Below are 15,060 nucleotides of genomic sequence, written 5' to 3'. Positions count from 1 at the left end.
TGCCGATTGTCACGGCTTATCTGTCAAATCGGTGGCGTCTACATCCGGGACGCGAACAGGAGATCCGTCATGACCGACATCGCGCAGGCCGGCACGTTCCAACTCGGCGACCGCAGGGTGAAGCGGCTCGGCTACGGGGCCATGCAACTCGCCGGGCCGGGCGTGTTCGGGCCGCCCAGGGACCGCGCCGCCGCCATCGCGGTGCTGCGCGCGGCCGTCGCCGCGGGCGTCGACCACATCGACACCAGCGACTTCTACGGGCCGCACGTCACCAACCAGATCATCCGCGAGGCGCTGCACCCCTACCCGGACGACCTCGTGATCGTCACCAAGGTCGGCGCGAAGCGCGGGGCCGACGCCTCGTGGAACCCGGCCTTCTCGGCCGCGGAGCTGACGCAGGCGGTCCACGACAACCTGCGCAACCTCGGCGTCGAGGCCCTCGACGTGGTCAACCTGCGCCTGATGTTCGACGTCCACGGGCCGGCGGAGGGCCCGGTCGAGGCGCCGCTTACCGTGCTGGCCGATCTCCAGCGCCAGGGGCTGATCCGCCGGATCGGCCTGAGCAACGCCACGCCGCGTCAGGTCGCGGACGGGCGCCGGATCACCGACATCGTCTGCGTGCAGAACCAGTACAATCTCGCGCACCGGGGCGACGACGCCTTCATCGACGCCCTCGCGGCTTCCGGCACCGCCTACGTGCCGTTCTTCCCGCTGGGCGGGTTCAGCCCGCTGCAATCGGGCACCCTGTCGGAGGTGGCCGCCGGGCTCGGCGCGACGCCGATGCAGGTAGCGCTAGCGTGGCTGCTCCGCCGGTCGCCCAACATCCTGCTGATCCCGGGGACGTCGTCCCTCGGCCATCTGCGCGAGAACCTCGCGGCGGCGGAGCTCAGCCTGCCGGAGGAGGCCATGGCGGCGCTCGACCGGATCGGGGCGGCGTGAGAGGCGCTCATCCGACCCCCGCCCTCATCCTGAGGTGCTGGAGCGAAGCGGAAGCCTCGAAGGAGCCCTCCCGATACCGCCGCGATCCCTGGAGCTCTCCTTCGCGGCCGCTGCGCGGCACCTCAGGCTGAGGGGTTTGGTGGGATAGCTCGGGCCCCTACTTCGCGGTCATGCCGGCCACCATCGGGCAGCCGCCCTCGCTCATCGGGCGGAAGGCCTGCTCGGCGGGGATCGTCTCCAGCACCTTGTAGAGGTCCCACGCGCCCTTCGACTCGGAGGGCGCCTTGGCCTCGAACAGGTACATCGGGTGGATCTTGCGCCCGTCCGGCCGGATCGTCCCCTTGCCGAACAGCGGGTCGTCGGTGGGCATCTCCTTCATCTTGGCCACCACGGCGGCGCCGTCCTTGGCCGAATGCAGGGCCGCCACCGCCTTCAGGTAGTGCAGCGTGCTGGCGTAGACGCCCGCCTGGTACGAGGTCGGCTTCTTGCCGGGCATGCGCTTCTCGAACCGCTCCGCGAAGGCGCGGGTGCCGTCGTTGAGGTCCCAGTAGAACGAGGCCGTGAAGTCGAGCCCCTGCGCCACCTCCAGGCCCAGCGAGTGGATGTCGGTGATGGCGATCAGCAGGGCGGCGATCTTCTGGCCGCCCTGGCGGATGCCGAACTCGTGCGCCTGCTTGATGGCGTTGGCGGCGTCGAGGCCGGCATCGGCGAGCCCGATCACCTGCGCCCCCGAGGCCTGGGCCTGGAGGAGGAACGAGGAGAAGTCCGGGTTCGGGAAGGGCGTGCGCACGCCGCCGACGACCGTGCCGCCGTTCTTCTCCACCACGGCCTTGGTGTCGCGCTCCAGGGCGAGGCCGAAGGCGTAGTCGGCTGTGATGAAGTACCAGGTCTTGCCGCCGCGCTTGAGCATCGCCTTGCCGGTGCCGTTGGCGAGCGCCGCCGTGTCGTAGGTCCAGTGCACGGTGTTGGGCGTGCAGGCCGGCCCGGTGAGGTCGGCGGTGCCGCCGCCCGAGTTGATGAAGGCCTTGTTCTTCTCCTTGGTGATCTGCGCGATGGCGAGCGCCACCGAGGAGGTCGGCACGTCGAACACCGCGTCGACGCCGTCGCGGTCGTACCATTGCCGGGTGACGGAGGCGCCGACATCGGGCTTGTTCTGGTGGTCGGCGGAGACGACCTCGACCTTCAGCCCCTGCGCCTCCGGCTTGAAGTCCTCGACCGCCATGCGGGCGGCCACCACCGAGCCCTCGCCGGTGGAATCGAAGTAGACGCCCGAGCGGTCGTTCAGGACGCCGATCTTCACCGGGACGAGGTCGGCCGCGAAGGCGGCGCCGGCGCCGAGCGCGCACAGGCTCCCGAGCAGTCGCGCGACGTGGTGGCGGACCGTCATGTCTCTCTCCCTGTTTGTCCGAACGCGGCGGCGTTGATCGCCGCTCGGTTCTTCTCAAGGGGCAGACTATCCGGGGGGGATCGCGGTCGATACGGCAACGCGTGAGGATGCGGGCGTTCCGTCAGGGGCCGCCTTCCCCGCCCGCGACGACGCTTCGGTGATCGCGGACGGGCATTCGCTTCCCCGAGGCGCCACCCCGTCTTCGCTGCGCACGTGATGACGGGTGAGCGGCGGCGACCGGACTCTCAACCGCCCCGCGGCGCCAGCCCGAAGATCGCCCGCGCCTGATCGGGCGTGGCCGGCGCACGGTCGATATGGGCCAGCAGGCTCACGGCCTTCTCCACCAGCGCGGCGTTGCTCGGCGCGAGGGTGCCGCGGGACAGGTACAGGTTGTCCTCCAGCCCGACGCGGACGTTGCCGCCCATGCCGGCGGCGACCGCGAGGATCGGGAACTCCTCCCGGCCGATGCCGAAGGCCGACCAGACCGCGTCCTCCGGCAGCCGGGCGCGCATCGCCACCAGGGCCTCCGGTGTCGCCGGCGCTCCCCAGGGAATGCCGAGGCAGATCTGGAACAGCGGCGGGCGGGCCAGATGCCCCTCGGCGATCAGGTGCCGGGCCAGCTCGATCTGCCCGAGATCGAACACCTCGATCTCGGGCTTCACGCCCGCGTCGCGGATGTGACCCGCCATCGCCCGCAGGTGGCCGGGGGTGTTGAGGAACAGGTGCTCGCCGAAATTCATCGTGGCGACGTCGAGGGTGCAGATCTCGGGTGTGAGTGCCGCCACGTGCCGGGTGCGGGCTTCCGGGCTCACGAAGGTGGTGCCCGGGCCGGCGACGGCCGGATCGGGATCGCCGGGCACGAACCGGCCCCCCGCCCCCGTGGTCAGGTTGAGGATCACGCTGTCGTTCTGGTCGCGGATCCGTTCCACCACCTCGCGGTAATGGGCCAACTCCATGCTGGGCGCGGCGGTCTCGGGATCGCGGACGTGGATGTGGACCACCGCGGCCCCGGCGGCGGCGGCCTCGAGGGCCGACTGGGCGATGGCCTTCGGGCTCACCGGCACGGCCGGGTTCTTCTTCGGCGTGTCGAAGGAGCCCGTGAGGGCACAGGTGATGACGGTGGTGCTCGACATCGTATCCTCCCCGGGCTCAGATCGCCCCGCCGTCGACCGTGATCGTCTCGCCGGTGATGTAGGCCGCCCCCGCCGCGAGGAAGAAGATCGTCTCGGCGATGTCCTCCGGCCGGGCCATGCGGCCAAGCATCGTGCGCTCCACCGTCGAGGCCTTGCGCGCCTCCGACCAGGGCTCGGTCCAGGGCGTGGCCACGAGGCCCGGCGCCACCGCGTTGGCCCGCACGTCGGGCGCCAGCGCCCGGGCGAGGCTGCGGGTCAGGTTGATCAGCCCGGCCTTGCTGGCCGCGTAGGCCACCGAGGAGCCCCGCCGCCCGAGCCCGGCCACCGAGGCGGTGTTGACGATGGCGCCCCGGCTCGCCTTGAGGGTCGCGGCCGCGGCCCGGGCGCAGCGGAACGGCCCGAGGAGGTTGGTCCCCAGGATCGTGGCCCAAAAATCCTCACTCATCGCGTCGAGATCCTCGAAGGCGATGGGCGTGGTCGTGCCCGACGTTCCGGCATTGTTGACGAGCACGTCGAGGCCGCCGAGCCGGTCGATCCCGGCCGCCACCATCGCCTCGGCCTCGCCCGCCCGCGACACGTCCCCGGGCAGCGCGAGCACCGAGAGCCCCGTCCCGGCAAGTCGCGCGGCCTCGGCGGGACCGCGGGGATCGTCGGGCAGGTGATTCAGCGCCACCGCGGCGCCGTTGCGGGCGAAGATTTCCACCGTCGCGAGGCCGATGCCCGACGAGGCTCCGGTGACGAGGACGCGCCGTCCGGACAGGTCCGCTCCGATCATGATCCCTCCATCCGGCCGATCCCGGCCATCGCCGCCTTGAGCGCCAGGAGCTTGCGGTCGCGCTCGCGGAACAGCTCCGCGGGCGCCCGGCCGCCCCAGTCGAAATAGCCGCGCCCCGCCATCACCCCGGTCCGGCCCGCGGCGCAGAGGGCGTCGAGGGTCTCGGAGCGGGTGCGCGGCGGCGGCGGCGCGTAGCTGCCGTTGGCCAGCGCGCGCTGCGTCAGTTCCAGGCCGGTGAAGTCGGCCTTGGCGAGGTGGCCGAGGATCGGGATGCGCAAGGAGAGCCCGTGGATGATCGCCTCGTCGATGTCCCGCGGCGCGGCGACGTCCTCGTCGAGGAGCCGGAACACCTCGGCGCTGATCGCCTGCTGGATGCGGTTGGCGATGTAGCCGGGAATGAAGCGCTTCAGCACGATCGGGACCTGCCCGAGGCCGCGCACGAGGTCGGCCATGGCGGCGACCACCGCCGGATCCGTGCCGGGCCCCGGGACCACGTCGACGAGGTCGACGATGTAGGGCGGCGTGTACCAGTGCAGGATCAGCGCCCGCGCCTGCCGGGCCTCCGGGATCAGCGGGAACACGTCGAGATAGCTGGTGTTGCTGGCGAGGATCACGTCGGCCGGGCAGAGCCGGTCGAGCTCGGCGAACAGGGCGCGCTTGGCCTCCGGATTCTCGGTGATCGCCTCGATGACGAGGCCGGCGCCCGCCACCGCCGCGTCCAGCGTCGCCTCGACCCGGACGGCCCGTGCCAGTCGCCCGGCATCCCAGCCCGCGGGCGCGGCCCCTGCCTCCTGCAGGGTGGCCAGCGCCGATTCCATCAGGCCGGGCACCCGCGCGCGGGTCTCCGGTGACGTGTCGGTGATCCGCACGCCGTGGCCGCCGAGCGCCAGCACCAGGGCGATGCCGTGCCCCATCACGCCGCCGCCGACGATCGCGATCTCGCCCATGCCGCACGCTCCGTCCCTGTCCCGGGCTCCTCTGGCGGGAGTCCTCGGGTCTTCACGCGAATTCAGCCGCCGCGCTGGTCCCGGCGCATCATGAAGGCCAGCTTCTCGAAGAGGCTGACATCCTGCTCGTTCTTCAGGAGCGCCCCGTGCAGGGGCGCAATCAGCTTGCGGCTGTCCTGCTCGCGCAGGGTCTCGGGGGCGATGTCCTCGGAGACGAGGAGCTTCAGCCAGTCGAGCAGTTCCGAGGTCGAGGGCTTCTTTTTCAGGCCCGGCACCTCGCGCATCGCCAGGAAGGTCCGCAGGGCCTCCTCGACGAGGCGGTGCTTGATGCCCGGATAGTGGACGTCGACGATGCGCTGCAGCGTCTCGGCGTCGGGGAACTTGATGTAGTGGAAGAAGCAGCGGCGCAGGAAGGCGTCCGGCAGCTCTTTCTCGTTGTTCGACGTGATGATCACGATCGGCCGGCGCACGGCTTTGACGGTCTCGCCGGTCTCGTAGACGTGGAACTCCATCCGGTCGAGTTCGGTGAGGAGGTCGTTGGGGAACTCGATATCGGCCTTGTCGATCTCGTCGATCAGCAGGACCGGGCGCTCGGGCGCGGTGAACGCCTCCCAGAGCTTGCCGCGCCGGATGTAGTTCCCGATCTCCGAGACCCGGGGATCGCCGAGCTGGGAGTCGCGCAGGCGCGAGACCGCGTCGTACTCGTAGAGACCCTGCTGCGCCTTGGTGGTCGACTTGATGTTCCAGACGATCAGCGGCGCACCGAGTCCCCTGGCGATCTCCTCGGCCAGCACCGTCTTGCCGGTGCCGGGCTCGCCCTTCACCAGGAGCGGGCGTTCCAGCACCACCGCGGCGTTGACCGCCGCGGTGAGGTCGGGGGTCGCGACGTAGGTCTCGGTTCCGGAAAAGCGCATCGCGGTCTCGGAGAGAGGGGCTTGAGCCCAGGGGTAACGCGGCGCGCAGCCGGGCCGCAAGCGCGGCGCCGGATCCGACCCGCGTCCGCATCCTGAGACGCCCGCGTCAGCGAGCCCCGCAGGAAGGCTTTTGGGGAACGCGCGGCCGGATGGAGGCCTCTTCCGAGGCCTCCGCTGCGCTCCGGCACCTCAGGATGAGGGTGGAGATCCGAGCTCAACCTCGGGACCTGGTCAGCCCTTCTCGTGCCAGACGCAGTTCCGGGCCAGGATCTCCAGGTTCACGTCCGACTTCTGCGGCTGCGGCAGGGTCTTGCCGTCCATGGCGAGGTCGATCTTGATCTCGACCTGCCCCTTCGCCTCGGCCGTGCGGCGGGAGAAGTAGCAATATTGCTGGTAGGGCTGGTCGGCGCTGTCCTTGAAGTTCCAGCCGGTCACGATCTGCCCGTCGAGATAGGGCACCTGCTTGAACACCGTGAAGGTGGTGTTCACCGTCGCCTTCGAGGCCGGGGCCGCGTCGCTGCCGAGCTGCGCCTTGGTGGGGGTCGGCGACGCGGATGCCTTGGGCAGGCCTTCGAGCTTCAAGACGTTGTCGGTCAGCGTGACTTCGCCCTTGGTCTTCAGGGTCACGTCCGAGAGGGCGGCCTGCATGGCGGCGGCGATCTTCTCCGCCGCGGTGTCGAACTGGTTGAGCGTCGCCCAGCCATAGGCCGCCGCCCCGATGCCGATCCCGGCGAGGCACGCGAAGGCGCCGAAACCCAGCGCCCGGAACAGGAAGGCCCGGGCGGCGACGTAGCTCGAATCCGCCCGCAGGCGGGAATTCACCTGCTGGGCGAGGGCGATGTTCTCGGGGGTCCCGCTCGCGACGTAGTTCATGCGCCGGCTCCAGCGGCAGGGAGGGTCTGGCCCGGATGGGCCTGGTTGGGCAGCGCCTGCTGGCCTTGCGCCGGGCGGTTCATCGGGATCACCGCCCCCGAGGCGTTGGCGGCCCGCGGCAGGATCGGCTCAGGGTTCGAACGCAGGGCGTCGGCGATCGCGTCGAGCATGTACGGCGCCGCTTCCGGGTTCACGGCGGCGCCGAGGTCGTCCTCGTCCATGAAGGTCCGGCGGGTCGAGACCGCGCAGAGGGCCAGGATCGTCGACGCGAAGGCGGCGCAGACCGCGGGCAGGAATACGAAGATTCGCAGGAAGGCGTGGACCTGGCTCTCGGTCACGTCGATCGGATCGACGCCGTAGACCATGGCGGTGAACGAGTGGAGCTGCGAGCGGTTGACCGCGTTCCGGTAGCCCTGCTCGGCATCGGCTACGCGGCGGTCGGCGGCGCCCGGATCGAGGGCGGCGCGCGCCTTGCGGGCCTCCTCCAGGTCCTTGATCATCCCGGCGCGGTCGGCCGACGCCTTGGCGACGCCCTGCGACAGGGCCGCGACGCGGGGGTCGGCCACGCATTTCAGGTTCTGGTACTTCCGGCCCTTGCTGTTGGTGCCGAAGACGCGCTCGCAGCGCTGGGCCGGCAGGCCGGCGAGCTGCTGGGCGTTGTCGGCGGAACGCTTCTCGATCTGGTCGAGCTCGGCCGTGTACTGGGCCACGCGTTCGTCCGCCGCCTTGATGCGGTCGCCGATCGTCGCACGGTCGGCCTGGGCGTCCTTCAGGGCCGTCTTGGTCCGGGCCGCCTCCATCAGGCGGGGATGGAACATCATCTCGCCGAGCTGCGATACCGACTTGGTGGTCACGCCCGCCGCAAAGATGATGCCCAGCACCGCCAGCCCGCGCACGAAATGCGAGCGCTGGGTGCGCGCCAGGATGCCCAGCGGCACCCGGCACAGCTCCACCGCGGCGTAGACCAGGGGCGCCAGCAGCATGAAGTAGAAGGCGTGCCAGTCGCCGTCGCTGTAGACGCCGGCGAACAGCCACGCGCCCCAGAGCGAGGCGCCGATCACCATGAACTCGACGAGGTACGCGATTGCCACGTAGCCCCACTTGATGCGGTAGCCCTTCTCGACGTGGCGCTGGTGGCGCCAGCGGTCCGACTCAAGCTTCCACTCGCGCTTCTCGCGCTCGCGATCGCGGCTGGGGGGCGCTGTCGGACCGGAGAATATCGATTTGATGGAGATCATCGGCCTCGTCGCATCCATCCGGTCCAGTTCCGGGCAGGGCCCGGCCGAGCTTAACCCCCGGTTAACTCAGGCGTGTATGCGCCCATTGTGCCGATTTTGAGCCGCGTTGCACACACCCGCCGTACACATCCACCGGGTGATCGCCCGCAGCATCGCCCCGGTGGCGGAAATGTCTCACCCGATCGATGTATCCGGCTTGTGTCGGAGCGCACCTGCGCCGGCCCGTTCCCGGCCTGAAAGCGGTTGCCCGCAGCACGGCGACGACCCATGATCGCGAAGCCGTGATCGGCGTCCCCCCGCAGCCCCGAGAGACGAGGTTCGATCCGCCGCCGATGCCAGAGGTCCATGCCGGCTCCTACAAGGAAGCGATCCTGTTCCTCGTCACAGCGGGCATCGTGGTGCCGCTGTTCCACCGCCTGCGGATCTCGCCGGTGCTCGGCTTCATCGGCGCCGGCGCCCTGCTCGGACCCTTCGGCCTCGGCCGGCTGGCCGACACCTATCCCTCCGTTCACCTCTTCACCATCGGCAACCGGGCCGAGATCGCGCACCTCGCTGAATTCGGCGTGATCTTCCTGATGTTCATGATCGGGATCGAGCTGTCCTGGGAGCGCCTGCGGGTGCTGCGCCGGCTGGTCTTCGGCCTCGGCTCCCTGCAGGTGGGCTGCTCCGCGCTGATCCTCGGGGCGATCCTGTACGGGCTCGGCGTGCCGCTCACCGGCGCGGCGATCGTCGGCATCGGCCTCGCCCTGTCCTCCACCGCCGTGGTGCTGCCGGTGCTGGCCGAGCAGAAGCGGCTGAACGCGCCCACCGGCCGCACCAGCTTCGCGGTCCTGCTGTTCCAGGATCTGGCGGTGGCGCCGGTCCTGTTCGCCATCGCGGTGCTCGGCCGCGACGACGGCGGCGACAAGGGCTGGGCGCTGGCCATGGCGCTCGGGCAGGCGGCGATCGCGCTGGTCCTGATCGTGGTGGCGGGCCGCCTCGCCCTGCGCCCGCTGTTCCAGCTGGTGGCGCGCACGCGCTCCACCGAGCTGTTCATGGCCGCCTGCCTGCTGGTCATCGTCGGCACGGCGCTCACCGCGGCGGCGAGCGGCCTGTCGATGACGCTCGGCGCCTTCGTGGCCGGCCTTCTGCTGGCCGAGACCGAGTACCGCCGGGCGATCGAGGCGACGATCGACCCGTTCAAGGGCCTCCTGCTCGGCGTGTTCTTCGTCTCGGTGGGCATGAACCTGGACCCGGCCCAGCTCATGGCGAGCCCCGGCGCGATCCTCGGATTGTCCCTGGCGCTGGTCCTGATCAAGGCCGCCGTGGTGATGATGGCGGCTCCGGTCCTGAAGATCCCCCGGCCCGTGGCGCTCGAGACGGCGCTGCTGCTCGGGCCGGGCGGCGAGTTCGCCTACGTGCTGATCGGCGGCGCCATGGCCACCGGGCTCGTGCCGGAGGAGGTCGGCGCGGCCGCCCTCGTGGTGACCACCGTCACCATGATCATGATCCCGGCGCTCGCCGCCGTCGGCCGCCGGCTCAAGATGCGGGCGACGGCCAGCGCCCAGGCCGCCGCCAAGGCCGAGCCGGTGCCGGAGCGGGTGGACAACCGGGTGATCGTCGCGGGCTTCGGCCGCGTCGGCCGGCAGGTCGGCGAGATGCTGGAGCGGCACCAGATCCCGTACCTCGCCCTCGATTCCGACGCCGCGCGGGTGGCCGAGCAGCGCCGCGCCGGGGCGCCGGTCTATTTCGGCGACAGCGGCAGCACCGAGATGCTGCGCCGCTGCGACATCGCCACGGCCCGGGCCCTGGTCGTCACCCTGGACAACCCGCGCGCCGTCGAGGCGGCGGTGGTGGCGGCCCGGGCCGAGCGGCCGGACCTGACCATCGTGGCCCGGGCCCGCGACGCCCGCCACGCGTCGTCCCTCTACGAACTCGGCGTCGACGACGCGGTGCCGGAGACGATCGAGGCCTCCCTGCAGCTCTCGGAGGCCGTGCTGGTCGATGTCGGCGTGCCGATGGGGCTCGTCATCGCGTCGATCCACGAGCGGCGGGACGAGTACCGGACCCTGCTGAAGAAGCGCGAGAACGAGGCGAAGCCGATCTTCCGTGCCCGCCGCACGGTGGGCAAGGCTCTGGGCAAGCCGCCGGCCAAGCGCGAGCCCGAGCGCCAGGAGGCGGCCGGCCAGGAGGCGTGACAGGAGGCATGACAGGAGGCGTGAGCCGCAGCCCTGCCGAACCAGCGGGGCGCTGCCGCGGTGGTGCGTCTGTTGTCCGTCTGCGGAACCGGAGAGCGCGCCGATTCCGCCGCCCGACCAAGGTCAGGATCACGACTGCGTGGCTGTCCCAGGCCCGGTTGCGGGTCCTGCCACGTCCAACGCCGGCCGCTTCCCAGCTTCAGCCAAGTCGTGCTGCGGCGGCGGCCGGCAGGCGCAGGAGACGTCGAAATCTTTCGATGTGATTGATTCGAACAGAAAGCGGCGCCAAATTTTTTTCGCGTGAAGTCTGTAGTGCGTGCTGCTAGGGGTCGCATGTTCAAATGCGATATTATGGAATATTTGCCTAAGTAGTTCTTTGTTTGCCTGAAATCGATCCGACCCCTGCGACTTTGGTCTTCGCCCGCAGGTGCCTCTGAAGGCGCGGTGCGATTGCAGGTGAGATTGGCTCAAGATTTCGCCATGTAGGATTGCGGCATTCGACCGGTGCGCGTCTGATGCGAGGTGAAGCCCGTGATGGCTAAAAGCGGTCTCCTGATGTTCTGCGCGTCACGTAACGTTCAACCGGCGGCGCAAGACCGGCTCGCGATCCGGGTCTTCCCGCCGATCCGTGCGTGCGGCGTCGAGCGAGGTCGCGATGTATGAGGGGGACGGCCGATTTCCGCGGGTCGGCGGTGATCGGGACACATCAGAATACGCGACCGTGCGGATGAATACGGACGCGGTGCCGCTCCAGGCGCGTTTCGATTACTGGATTGAGGCATGCCGAACCATGTTCGGTAGTTTCGAGTTCGTGGATCTGGAGCGAAAGAACTTTCGCGCCGCGTTGAACACTCTGACCGTCGACAACCTCACGATCGCGCACTACGTCGGATCGCCCCACGCCATGGTCCGGACGCGGTCTCACATCCGATCGTCGGATAACGATTTCTATCTCGTCATCCTGGCGTCGGAGCGGACCTTCAATCTGGATCACGGTCAATACCATCGATCCAGTACCGGCGGGATCTCGCTCCTGGACAACACTCAGCCCTTCCTGGGTGCCCATCCTGAAGGCTTGGATATCATCAATGTCTTCATCCCGCGGGCCGTGCTGGAGCTGGCAATGGGGCCGGCCCGGTGCCTGACGGGATTGTCGATCGACGCGACGCAGACCAGCTTTCCTATCATCGTCTCGTACCTGTCCGCGTTGATCAAGCATGGCGCGACCCTCGATCCGGCCTGCCAGGCGCGCGTGGCTGCGATTGCCGTTCAACTCATCGCGGCCGGCTTTGCGGAGAAAGTGGAGTCCGACGCGCCCCGGTCCCTGGGCGGCGCCGCGATCCTGAGCCGGGCGCGGGCTTTCATCATCGACCATATCGGCGTCGAGGGCCTGTCGATCAACGATGTCGCGGCCGCGCTCAATATCTCGGTCCGCCGGCTTCAGGAGGTGGCTAGCGCGGAGAACATCGCACTGATGGATTGGATGTGGGAGCGCCGTCTGCAATTGGCGCACGCGAAGCTGGCCGATCCGGTCAACGGCGTCGTGCCGGTCGGCCTGATCGCGTATCAATGCGGGTTCGCCAGCCAGGCGCACTTCTCCCGCCGCTTCAAGGAGCGCTTCGGGCAGACGCCGACGGAGTACAAGGTCGCGTCCGGACTGACGCGGGCGGCACGCGCCGCCGCGGCGGCCGGCATGGCCTGAAGCGGGCCGGTGCGCGCAAGCCGCCGATGCCGTCAGATCAGGGCGGGCTGCGCGTCCTCGTGCTTGGGCCGCCGCGTCACGCGGCTGCGCGGCGCCGGCTCGAACCCGTCGGCGAAGCTGCACCGGTAGACCAGCTCGTCCGCCGGCCCGAGGCCGGTGACCAGGGGCACCGTCACGGTGTCGCCGGAGAAGCGCCAGCCGCGGGCGCCCTTGTCCCAGTAGAGCCAGACCGTCCCGGGATAGCCGCGCAGGGTGAAGACCGCCGCCTTGCGCGACAGGGCCTGCACCGCCCGAGGGGCATACATGCCCTTGTCGCGATACGCGTCCCGGGTCGCCTCCGGCTGGCGGTCCATAAAGGTGTTGCGCACCAGCTGAATCGTCGCCCCCGGCTTCCCGAGAAACCGCTTGAATTCCGTCAGATTCCGCAGGATGACCGCCATCGCAGGTCTCCTCGCCAGTCCGGTCCGGACCGCGTCGCCGCGTCCGCACACACTCGATGCCCCGAGTTGAGCGATTCCCATGACCGATTGAGTGACCGGGCGAGGCTTGTCCGGGCACATATCAACAGATTCGACAACTTATACCCAGGTTATGAGTCCCATCGGCCCGGAGAGACTCGCTTCGGCCCGAGATTCGGCCGCGTCGACGGCGATGAATCTTGTCGACCATCGCCGAAGACTCGAAATCCGGCCCAGAAAGTCCTGCGCCGCCCGGCGCGGCCTTGGCCGATTCGCGCGGGCTTGACCCGGGCGCCCGGCTGGCGCGTTCTCCCGGGATGCTGCTGCAGTTCTTCACGGCCCTCCGGGACGCCAAGGTCCCCGTCTCCCTGAAGGAGTACCTCATCCTGCTCGGCGCCCTGGACCGGGGCCTCGCCGGGCACGATGTCGAGGCGTTCTACTTCCTGTCGCGCACGGCGCTCGTGAAGGACGAGGCGCATCTCGACCGGTTCGACCGGGTGTTCGGCACGGTGTTCAAGGGGCTTCAGACCCTCGGCGAGGCGGTCGAGCCCGCGGCGATCCCCGAGGAGTGGCTGCGCAAGCTCACCGAGAAGTACCTGACCGAGGCCGAGAAGGCGGAGTTGAAGGCGCTCGGCTGGGACACGCTGTTCGAGACCCTGAAGCAGCGGCTCGCCGAGCAGAAGGGGCGCCACCAGGGCGGCTCGAAATGGATCGGCACCGGCGGGACCTCGCCCTTCGGCGCCTACGGCTACAACCCCGAGGGGATCCGGATCGGCCAGGACGGGAACCGCAACTTCCGGGCGGTGAAGGTCTGGGACAAGCGGGAATTCAAGGATCTCGACGACGACCGCGAGATCGGCGCGCGCAACCTACGCCTCGCGCTCCGGCGCCTGCGCCGCTTCGCCCGGACGGGGGCGGCCGAGGAACTCGACCTCGACGGCACGATCCGGGCGAGCGCCCGCCAGGGCTATATCGACGTGAAGCTGCGGCCGGAGCGGCGCAATGCCGTGAAGGTGCTGCTGTTCCTCGATGTCGGCGGCTCGATGGACTGGCACATCGAGCAGGCGGAGGCGCTGTTCTCGGCGGCGCGCTCGGAGTTCAAGCACCTCGCGCATTACTACTTCCACAACTGCCCCTACGAGGCGGTCTGGACCGAGAACCGGCGGCGGCACGAGGCGCAGACGCCGCTGCTCGACGTGATCCGCACCTATGGTAGCGACTACCGGCTCGTCTTCGTGGGCGACGCCTCGATGAGCCCCTACGAGATCGCGACGCCGGGCGGCTCGGTGGAGCACTGGAACGCGGAGGCCGGCGCCGTCTGGATGCAGCGGCTCCTCGACCATTTCCCGAAGGCGGCGTGGCTGAACCCGGTGCCCGAGACGCACTGGGGCTACACCCAGTCGATCGGCATGATGCAGCGGCTGATCGCCGGCCGGATGTTCCCCCTCACCCTGGACGGGCTCGACGCGGCGGCCCGGGCGCTGGTGCGGTGAGGCTCGGTTGCCCCGGCTTCGTCGCGCCGATCCGCGGCCTCATCCTGAGGTGCCCGCGTCTGCGGGCCTCGAAGGCGGGCGCGAGGGATCGCGGCGCTGACTGGAGGGCTCCTGCGAGGCCTCCGCTGCGCTCCGGCTCAGGATGAGGGTGCGGCTGGGAGGATCGGGACGCTCCGCGACATCGTGGCCCGGCCGCTCCGCGATCGGAGGGCCTGTCAGCCCTGCTGGGACGGCGTCGTCACCACGAGTCCGTCGAGTGCCGGGGTGATCTTGATCTGGCAGGACAGGCGGGAATTCTCGCGGACGTCGCTGGCGAAGTCGAGCATGTCCTGCTCCATGTCCTGGGCCTTGCCGACCACCTCGATCCACGCGTCGGCGACGTAGACGTGGCAGGTGGCGCAGGCGCAGGCGCCGCCGCACTCCGCGTCGATGCCCGGCACGTTGTTGCGCAGAGCCGTCTCCATCACGGTCGCGCCGACGCTGCCTTCGACGGTCCGCTCCGTCCCGGCGTGGTCGACGTAGGTGATCTTGGGCATGCTGGGGGCTCCGGGCTCGCGTCGAGCGCACTCTGTCCGACGGGCGGCGTGCCTGCTTGGCGGCTGGAAACGCGGAATGCAAGCGCGGCATTAGACACCGGTCCCGGATCGATCGCCGCATTGCGGCGACCCCGTCAGGCCCGGGCCTCCGCGATCTCCGCCAGCGCCTGCGCGACCGCGTCCGCGAGGTCGTCGACCGGCACGGGCCCGGTGCCGTCCCGCAGGCGCGCCTCCGCGGCATCCGCCAGGGCCCGCACGCGCACGGCCCCGACGCCGGCGGCCGAGCCCTTCAGGGTATGGGCGAGGTCGGCGCGCGCGTCCCGCGGCACGGCCGGGTCGGCGAGGCGCGGCAGGATCGACCGGCACTGGCCGGCGAACAGATCCAGGACCTCACGGGCCAGCTCGGCGTCGCCACCGGTCTGGGCGTCCAGTTCCGCGGGGTCGATGGCCTGCATGCTCGGGCTCCCGGCATCCGGATTCGTCGGGGA

14 protein-coding genes are annotated in these 15,060 nt (G+C 70.0%); 4 read left to right on the top strand and 10 right to left on the bottom strand.

The genetic code is table 11. The features are described from left to right. Positions 1 to 69: 69 nt before the first annotated feature. Positions 70 to 939 (top strand): aldo/keto reductase family oxidoreductase, encoded by an 870-nt coding sequence (locus tag PQI07_RS21785; RefSeq protein ID WP_043382027.1) that lies wholly within the window; start codon positions 70 to 72, stop codon positions 937 to 939. Between the two features lie 157 nt (positions 940 to 1,096). Here PQI07_RS21785 and PQI07_RS21780 read toward each other — a convergent pair whose 3' ends face one another. From PQI07_RS21780 to PQI07_RS21750, 7 genes are all read right to left on the bottom strand, one after another. After that, entirely contained in the window at positions 1,097 to 2,326 is a 1,230-nt protein-coding gene (locus PQI07_RS21780; RefSeq protein WP_043347444.1) for an ABC transporter substrate-binding protein, read from the bottom strand. Positions 2,327 to 2,571: 245 nt separating this feature from the next. Continuing rightward, positions 2,572 to 3,459: a beta-keto acid cleavage family enzyme gene (locus tag PQI07_RS21775; RefSeq protein ID WP_274927376.1), complete on the bottom strand. Its 888-nt coding sequence runs from the start codon at positions 3,457 to 3,459 to the stop codon at positions 2,572 to 2,574. Positions 3,460 to 3,475: 16 nt separating this feature from the next. Continuing rightward, entirely contained in the window at positions 3,476 to 4,234 is a 759-nt protein-coding gene (locus PQI07_RS21770) for an SDR family NAD(P)-dependent oxidoreductase (protein WP_274927375.1), read from the bottom strand. After that, positions 4,231 to 5,181 carry a 3-hydroxyacyl-CoA dehydrogenase family protein gene (locus PQI07_RS21765; RefSeq protein WP_043757154.1) on the bottom strand — a complete coding sequence of 317 codons (951 nt, stop codon included), beginning with the start codon at positions 5,179 to 5,181 and terminating at the stop codon, positions 4,231 to 4,233. The genes PQI07_RS21770 and PQI07_RS21765 overlap by 4 nt, the downstream gene beginning before the upstream one ends. A gap of 62 nt (positions 5,182 to 5,243) precedes the next feature. Then, the gene (locus PQI07_RS21760; RefSeq protein ID WP_274927374.1) at positions 5,244 to 6,095 is read right to left on the bottom strand and encodes an AAA family ATPase; all 852 of its coding nucleotides are present in this window, start codon (positions 6,093 to 6,095) and stop codon (positions 5,244 to 5,246) included. A 231-nt stretch (positions 6,096 to 6,326) separates the two neighbouring features. Further along, positions 6,327 to 6,968: a hypothetical protein gene (locus tag PQI07_RS21755; RefSeq protein ID WP_043347422.1), complete on the bottom strand. Its 642-nt coding sequence runs from the start codon at positions 6,966 to 6,968 to the stop codon at positions 6,327 to 6,329. Beyond that, positions 6,965 to 8,224: a hypothetical protein gene (locus PQI07_RS21750; RefSeq protein ID WP_043347420.1), complete on the bottom strand. Its 1,260-nt coding sequence runs from the start codon at positions 8,222 to 8,224 to the stop codon at positions 6,965 to 6,967. The genes PQI07_RS21755 and PQI07_RS21750 overlap by 4 nt, the downstream gene beginning before the upstream one ends. A gap of 314 nt (positions 8,225 to 8,538) precedes the next feature. On the opposite strand from PQI07_RS21750, the gene PQI07_RS21745 reads away from it, so the two are divergent. Together PQI07_RS21745 and PQI07_RS21740 are read left to right on the top strand one after the other, a co-directional pair. Continuing rightward, complete coding sequence (locus PQI07_RS21745; protein WP_043347418.1) at positions 8,539 to 10,383, top strand: cation:proton antiporter domain-containing protein; 1,845 nt, start codon at positions 8,539 to 8,541, stop codon at positions 10,381 to 10,383. A gap of 655 nt (positions 10,384 to 11,038) precedes the next feature. After that, on the top strand, positions 11,039 to 12,085 hold the full coding sequence (locus PQI07_RS21740) for a helix-turn-helix domain-containing protein (protein ID WP_274927373.1): 1,047 nt from the start codon (positions 11,039 to 11,041) through the stop codon (positions 12,083 to 12,085). A gap of 32 nt (positions 12,086 to 12,117) precedes the next feature. On the opposite strand, the gene PQI07_RS21735 is transcribed toward PQI07_RS21740, so the two are convergent. Then, positions 12,118 to 12,525: a hypothetical protein gene (locus PQI07_RS21735; protein ID WP_043347415.1), complete on the bottom strand. Its 408-nt coding sequence runs from the start codon at positions 12,523 to 12,525 to the stop codon at positions 12,118 to 12,120. Between the two features lie 335 nt (positions 12,526 to 12,860). On the opposite strand from PQI07_RS21735, the gene PQI07_RS21730 reads away from it, so the two are divergent. After that, complete coding sequence (locus PQI07_RS21730) at positions 12,861 to 14,036, top strand: vWA domain-containing protein (RefSeq protein ID WP_043347412.1); 1,176 nt, start codon at positions 12,861 to 12,863, stop codon at positions 14,034 to 14,036. Positions 14,037 to 14,251: 215 nt separating this feature from the next. On the opposite strand, the gene PQI07_RS21725 is transcribed toward PQI07_RS21730, so the two are convergent. Continuing rightward, the gene (locus PQI07_RS21725; protein WP_043347410.1) at positions 14,252 to 14,572 is read right to left on the bottom strand and encodes a 2Fe-2S iron-sulfur cluster-binding protein; all 321 of its coding nucleotides are present in this window, start codon (positions 14,570 to 14,572) and stop codon (positions 14,252 to 14,254) included. Positions 14,573 to 14,706: 134 nt separating this feature from the next. Beyond that, positions 14,707 to 15,027: an Hpt domain-containing protein gene (locus PQI07_RS21720; protein WP_043347408.1), complete on the bottom strand. Its 321-nt coding sequence runs from the start codon at positions 15,025 to 15,027 to the stop codon at positions 14,707 to 14,709. Positions 15,028 to 15,060: the final 33 nt, after the last annotated feature.

Origin of the sequence: Methylobacterium sp. 092160098-2 (assembly GCF_028920805.1) — a bacterium.
GTDB classification, from domain to species: domain Bacteria; phylum Pseudomonadota; class Alphaproteobacteria; order Rhizobiales; family Beijerinckiaceae; genus Methylobacterium; species Methylobacterium fujisawaense.
This window is presented reverse-complemented; position numbering and strand designations above follow the sequence as displayed.

What these genes read in the sequence shown, in the direction of transcription:
- PQI07_RS21745 (WP_043347418.1), top strand. Translation starts at nt 8,539, where the DNA reads ATGCCAGAGGTCCATGCCGGCTCCTACAAGGAAGCGATCCTGTTCCTC.
- PQI07_RS21760 (WP_274927374.1), bottom strand. Translation starts at nt 6,095, where the DNA reads ATGCGCTTTTCCGGAACCGAGACCTACGTCGCGACCCCCGACCTCACC.
- PQI07_RS21755 (WP_043347422.1), bottom strand. Translation starts at nt 6,968, where the DNA reads ATGAACTACGTCGCGAGCGGGACCCCCGAGAACATCGCCCTCGCCCAG.
- PQI07_RS21740 (WP_274927373.1), top strand. Translation starts at nt 11,039, where the DNA reads ATGTATGAGGGGGACGGCCGATTTCCGCGGGTCGGCGGTGATCGGGAC.
- PQI07_RS21780 (WP_043347444.1), bottom strand. Translation starts at nt 2,326, where the DNA reads ATGACGGTCCGCCACCACGTCGCGCGACTGCTCGGGAGCCTGTGCGCG.
- PQI07_RS21775 (WP_274927376.1), bottom strand. Translation starts at nt 3,459, where the DNA reads ATGTCGAGCACCACCGTCATCACCTGTGCCCTCACGGGCTCCTTCGAC.
- PQI07_RS21750 (WP_043347420.1), bottom strand. Translation starts at nt 8,224, where the DNA reads ATGGATGCGACGAGGCCGATGATCTCCATCAAATCGATATTCTCCGGT.
- PQI07_RS21730 (WP_043347412.1), top strand. Translation starts at nt 12,861, where the DNA reads ATGCTGCTGCAGTTCTTCACGGCCCTCCGGGACGCCAAGGTCCCCGTC.
- PQI07_RS21770 (WP_274927375.1), bottom strand. Translation starts at nt 4,234, where the DNA reads ATGATCGGAGCGGACCTGTCCGGACGGCGCGTCCTCGTCACCGGAGCC.
- PQI07_RS21765 (WP_043757154.1), bottom strand. Translation starts at nt 5,181, where the DNA reads ATGGGCGAGATCGCGATCGTCGGCGGCGGCGTGATGGGGCACGGCATC.
- PQI07_RS21725 (WP_043347410.1), bottom strand. Translation starts at nt 14,572, where the DNA reads ATGCCCAAGATCACCTACGTCGACCACGCCGGGACGGAGCGGACCGTC.
- PQI07_RS21785 (WP_043382027.1), top strand. Translation starts at nt 70, where the DNA reads ATGACCGACATCGCGCAGGCCGGCACGTTCCAACTCGGCGACCGCAGG.
- PQI07_RS21720 (WP_043347408.1), bottom strand. Translation starts at nt 15,027, where the DNA reads ATGCAGGCCATCGACCCCGCGGAACTGGACGCCCAGACCGGTGGCGAC.
- PQI07_RS21735 (WP_043347415.1), bottom strand. Translation starts at nt 12,525, where the DNA reads ATGGCGGTCATCCTGCGGAATCTGACGGAATTCAAGCGGTTTCTCGGG.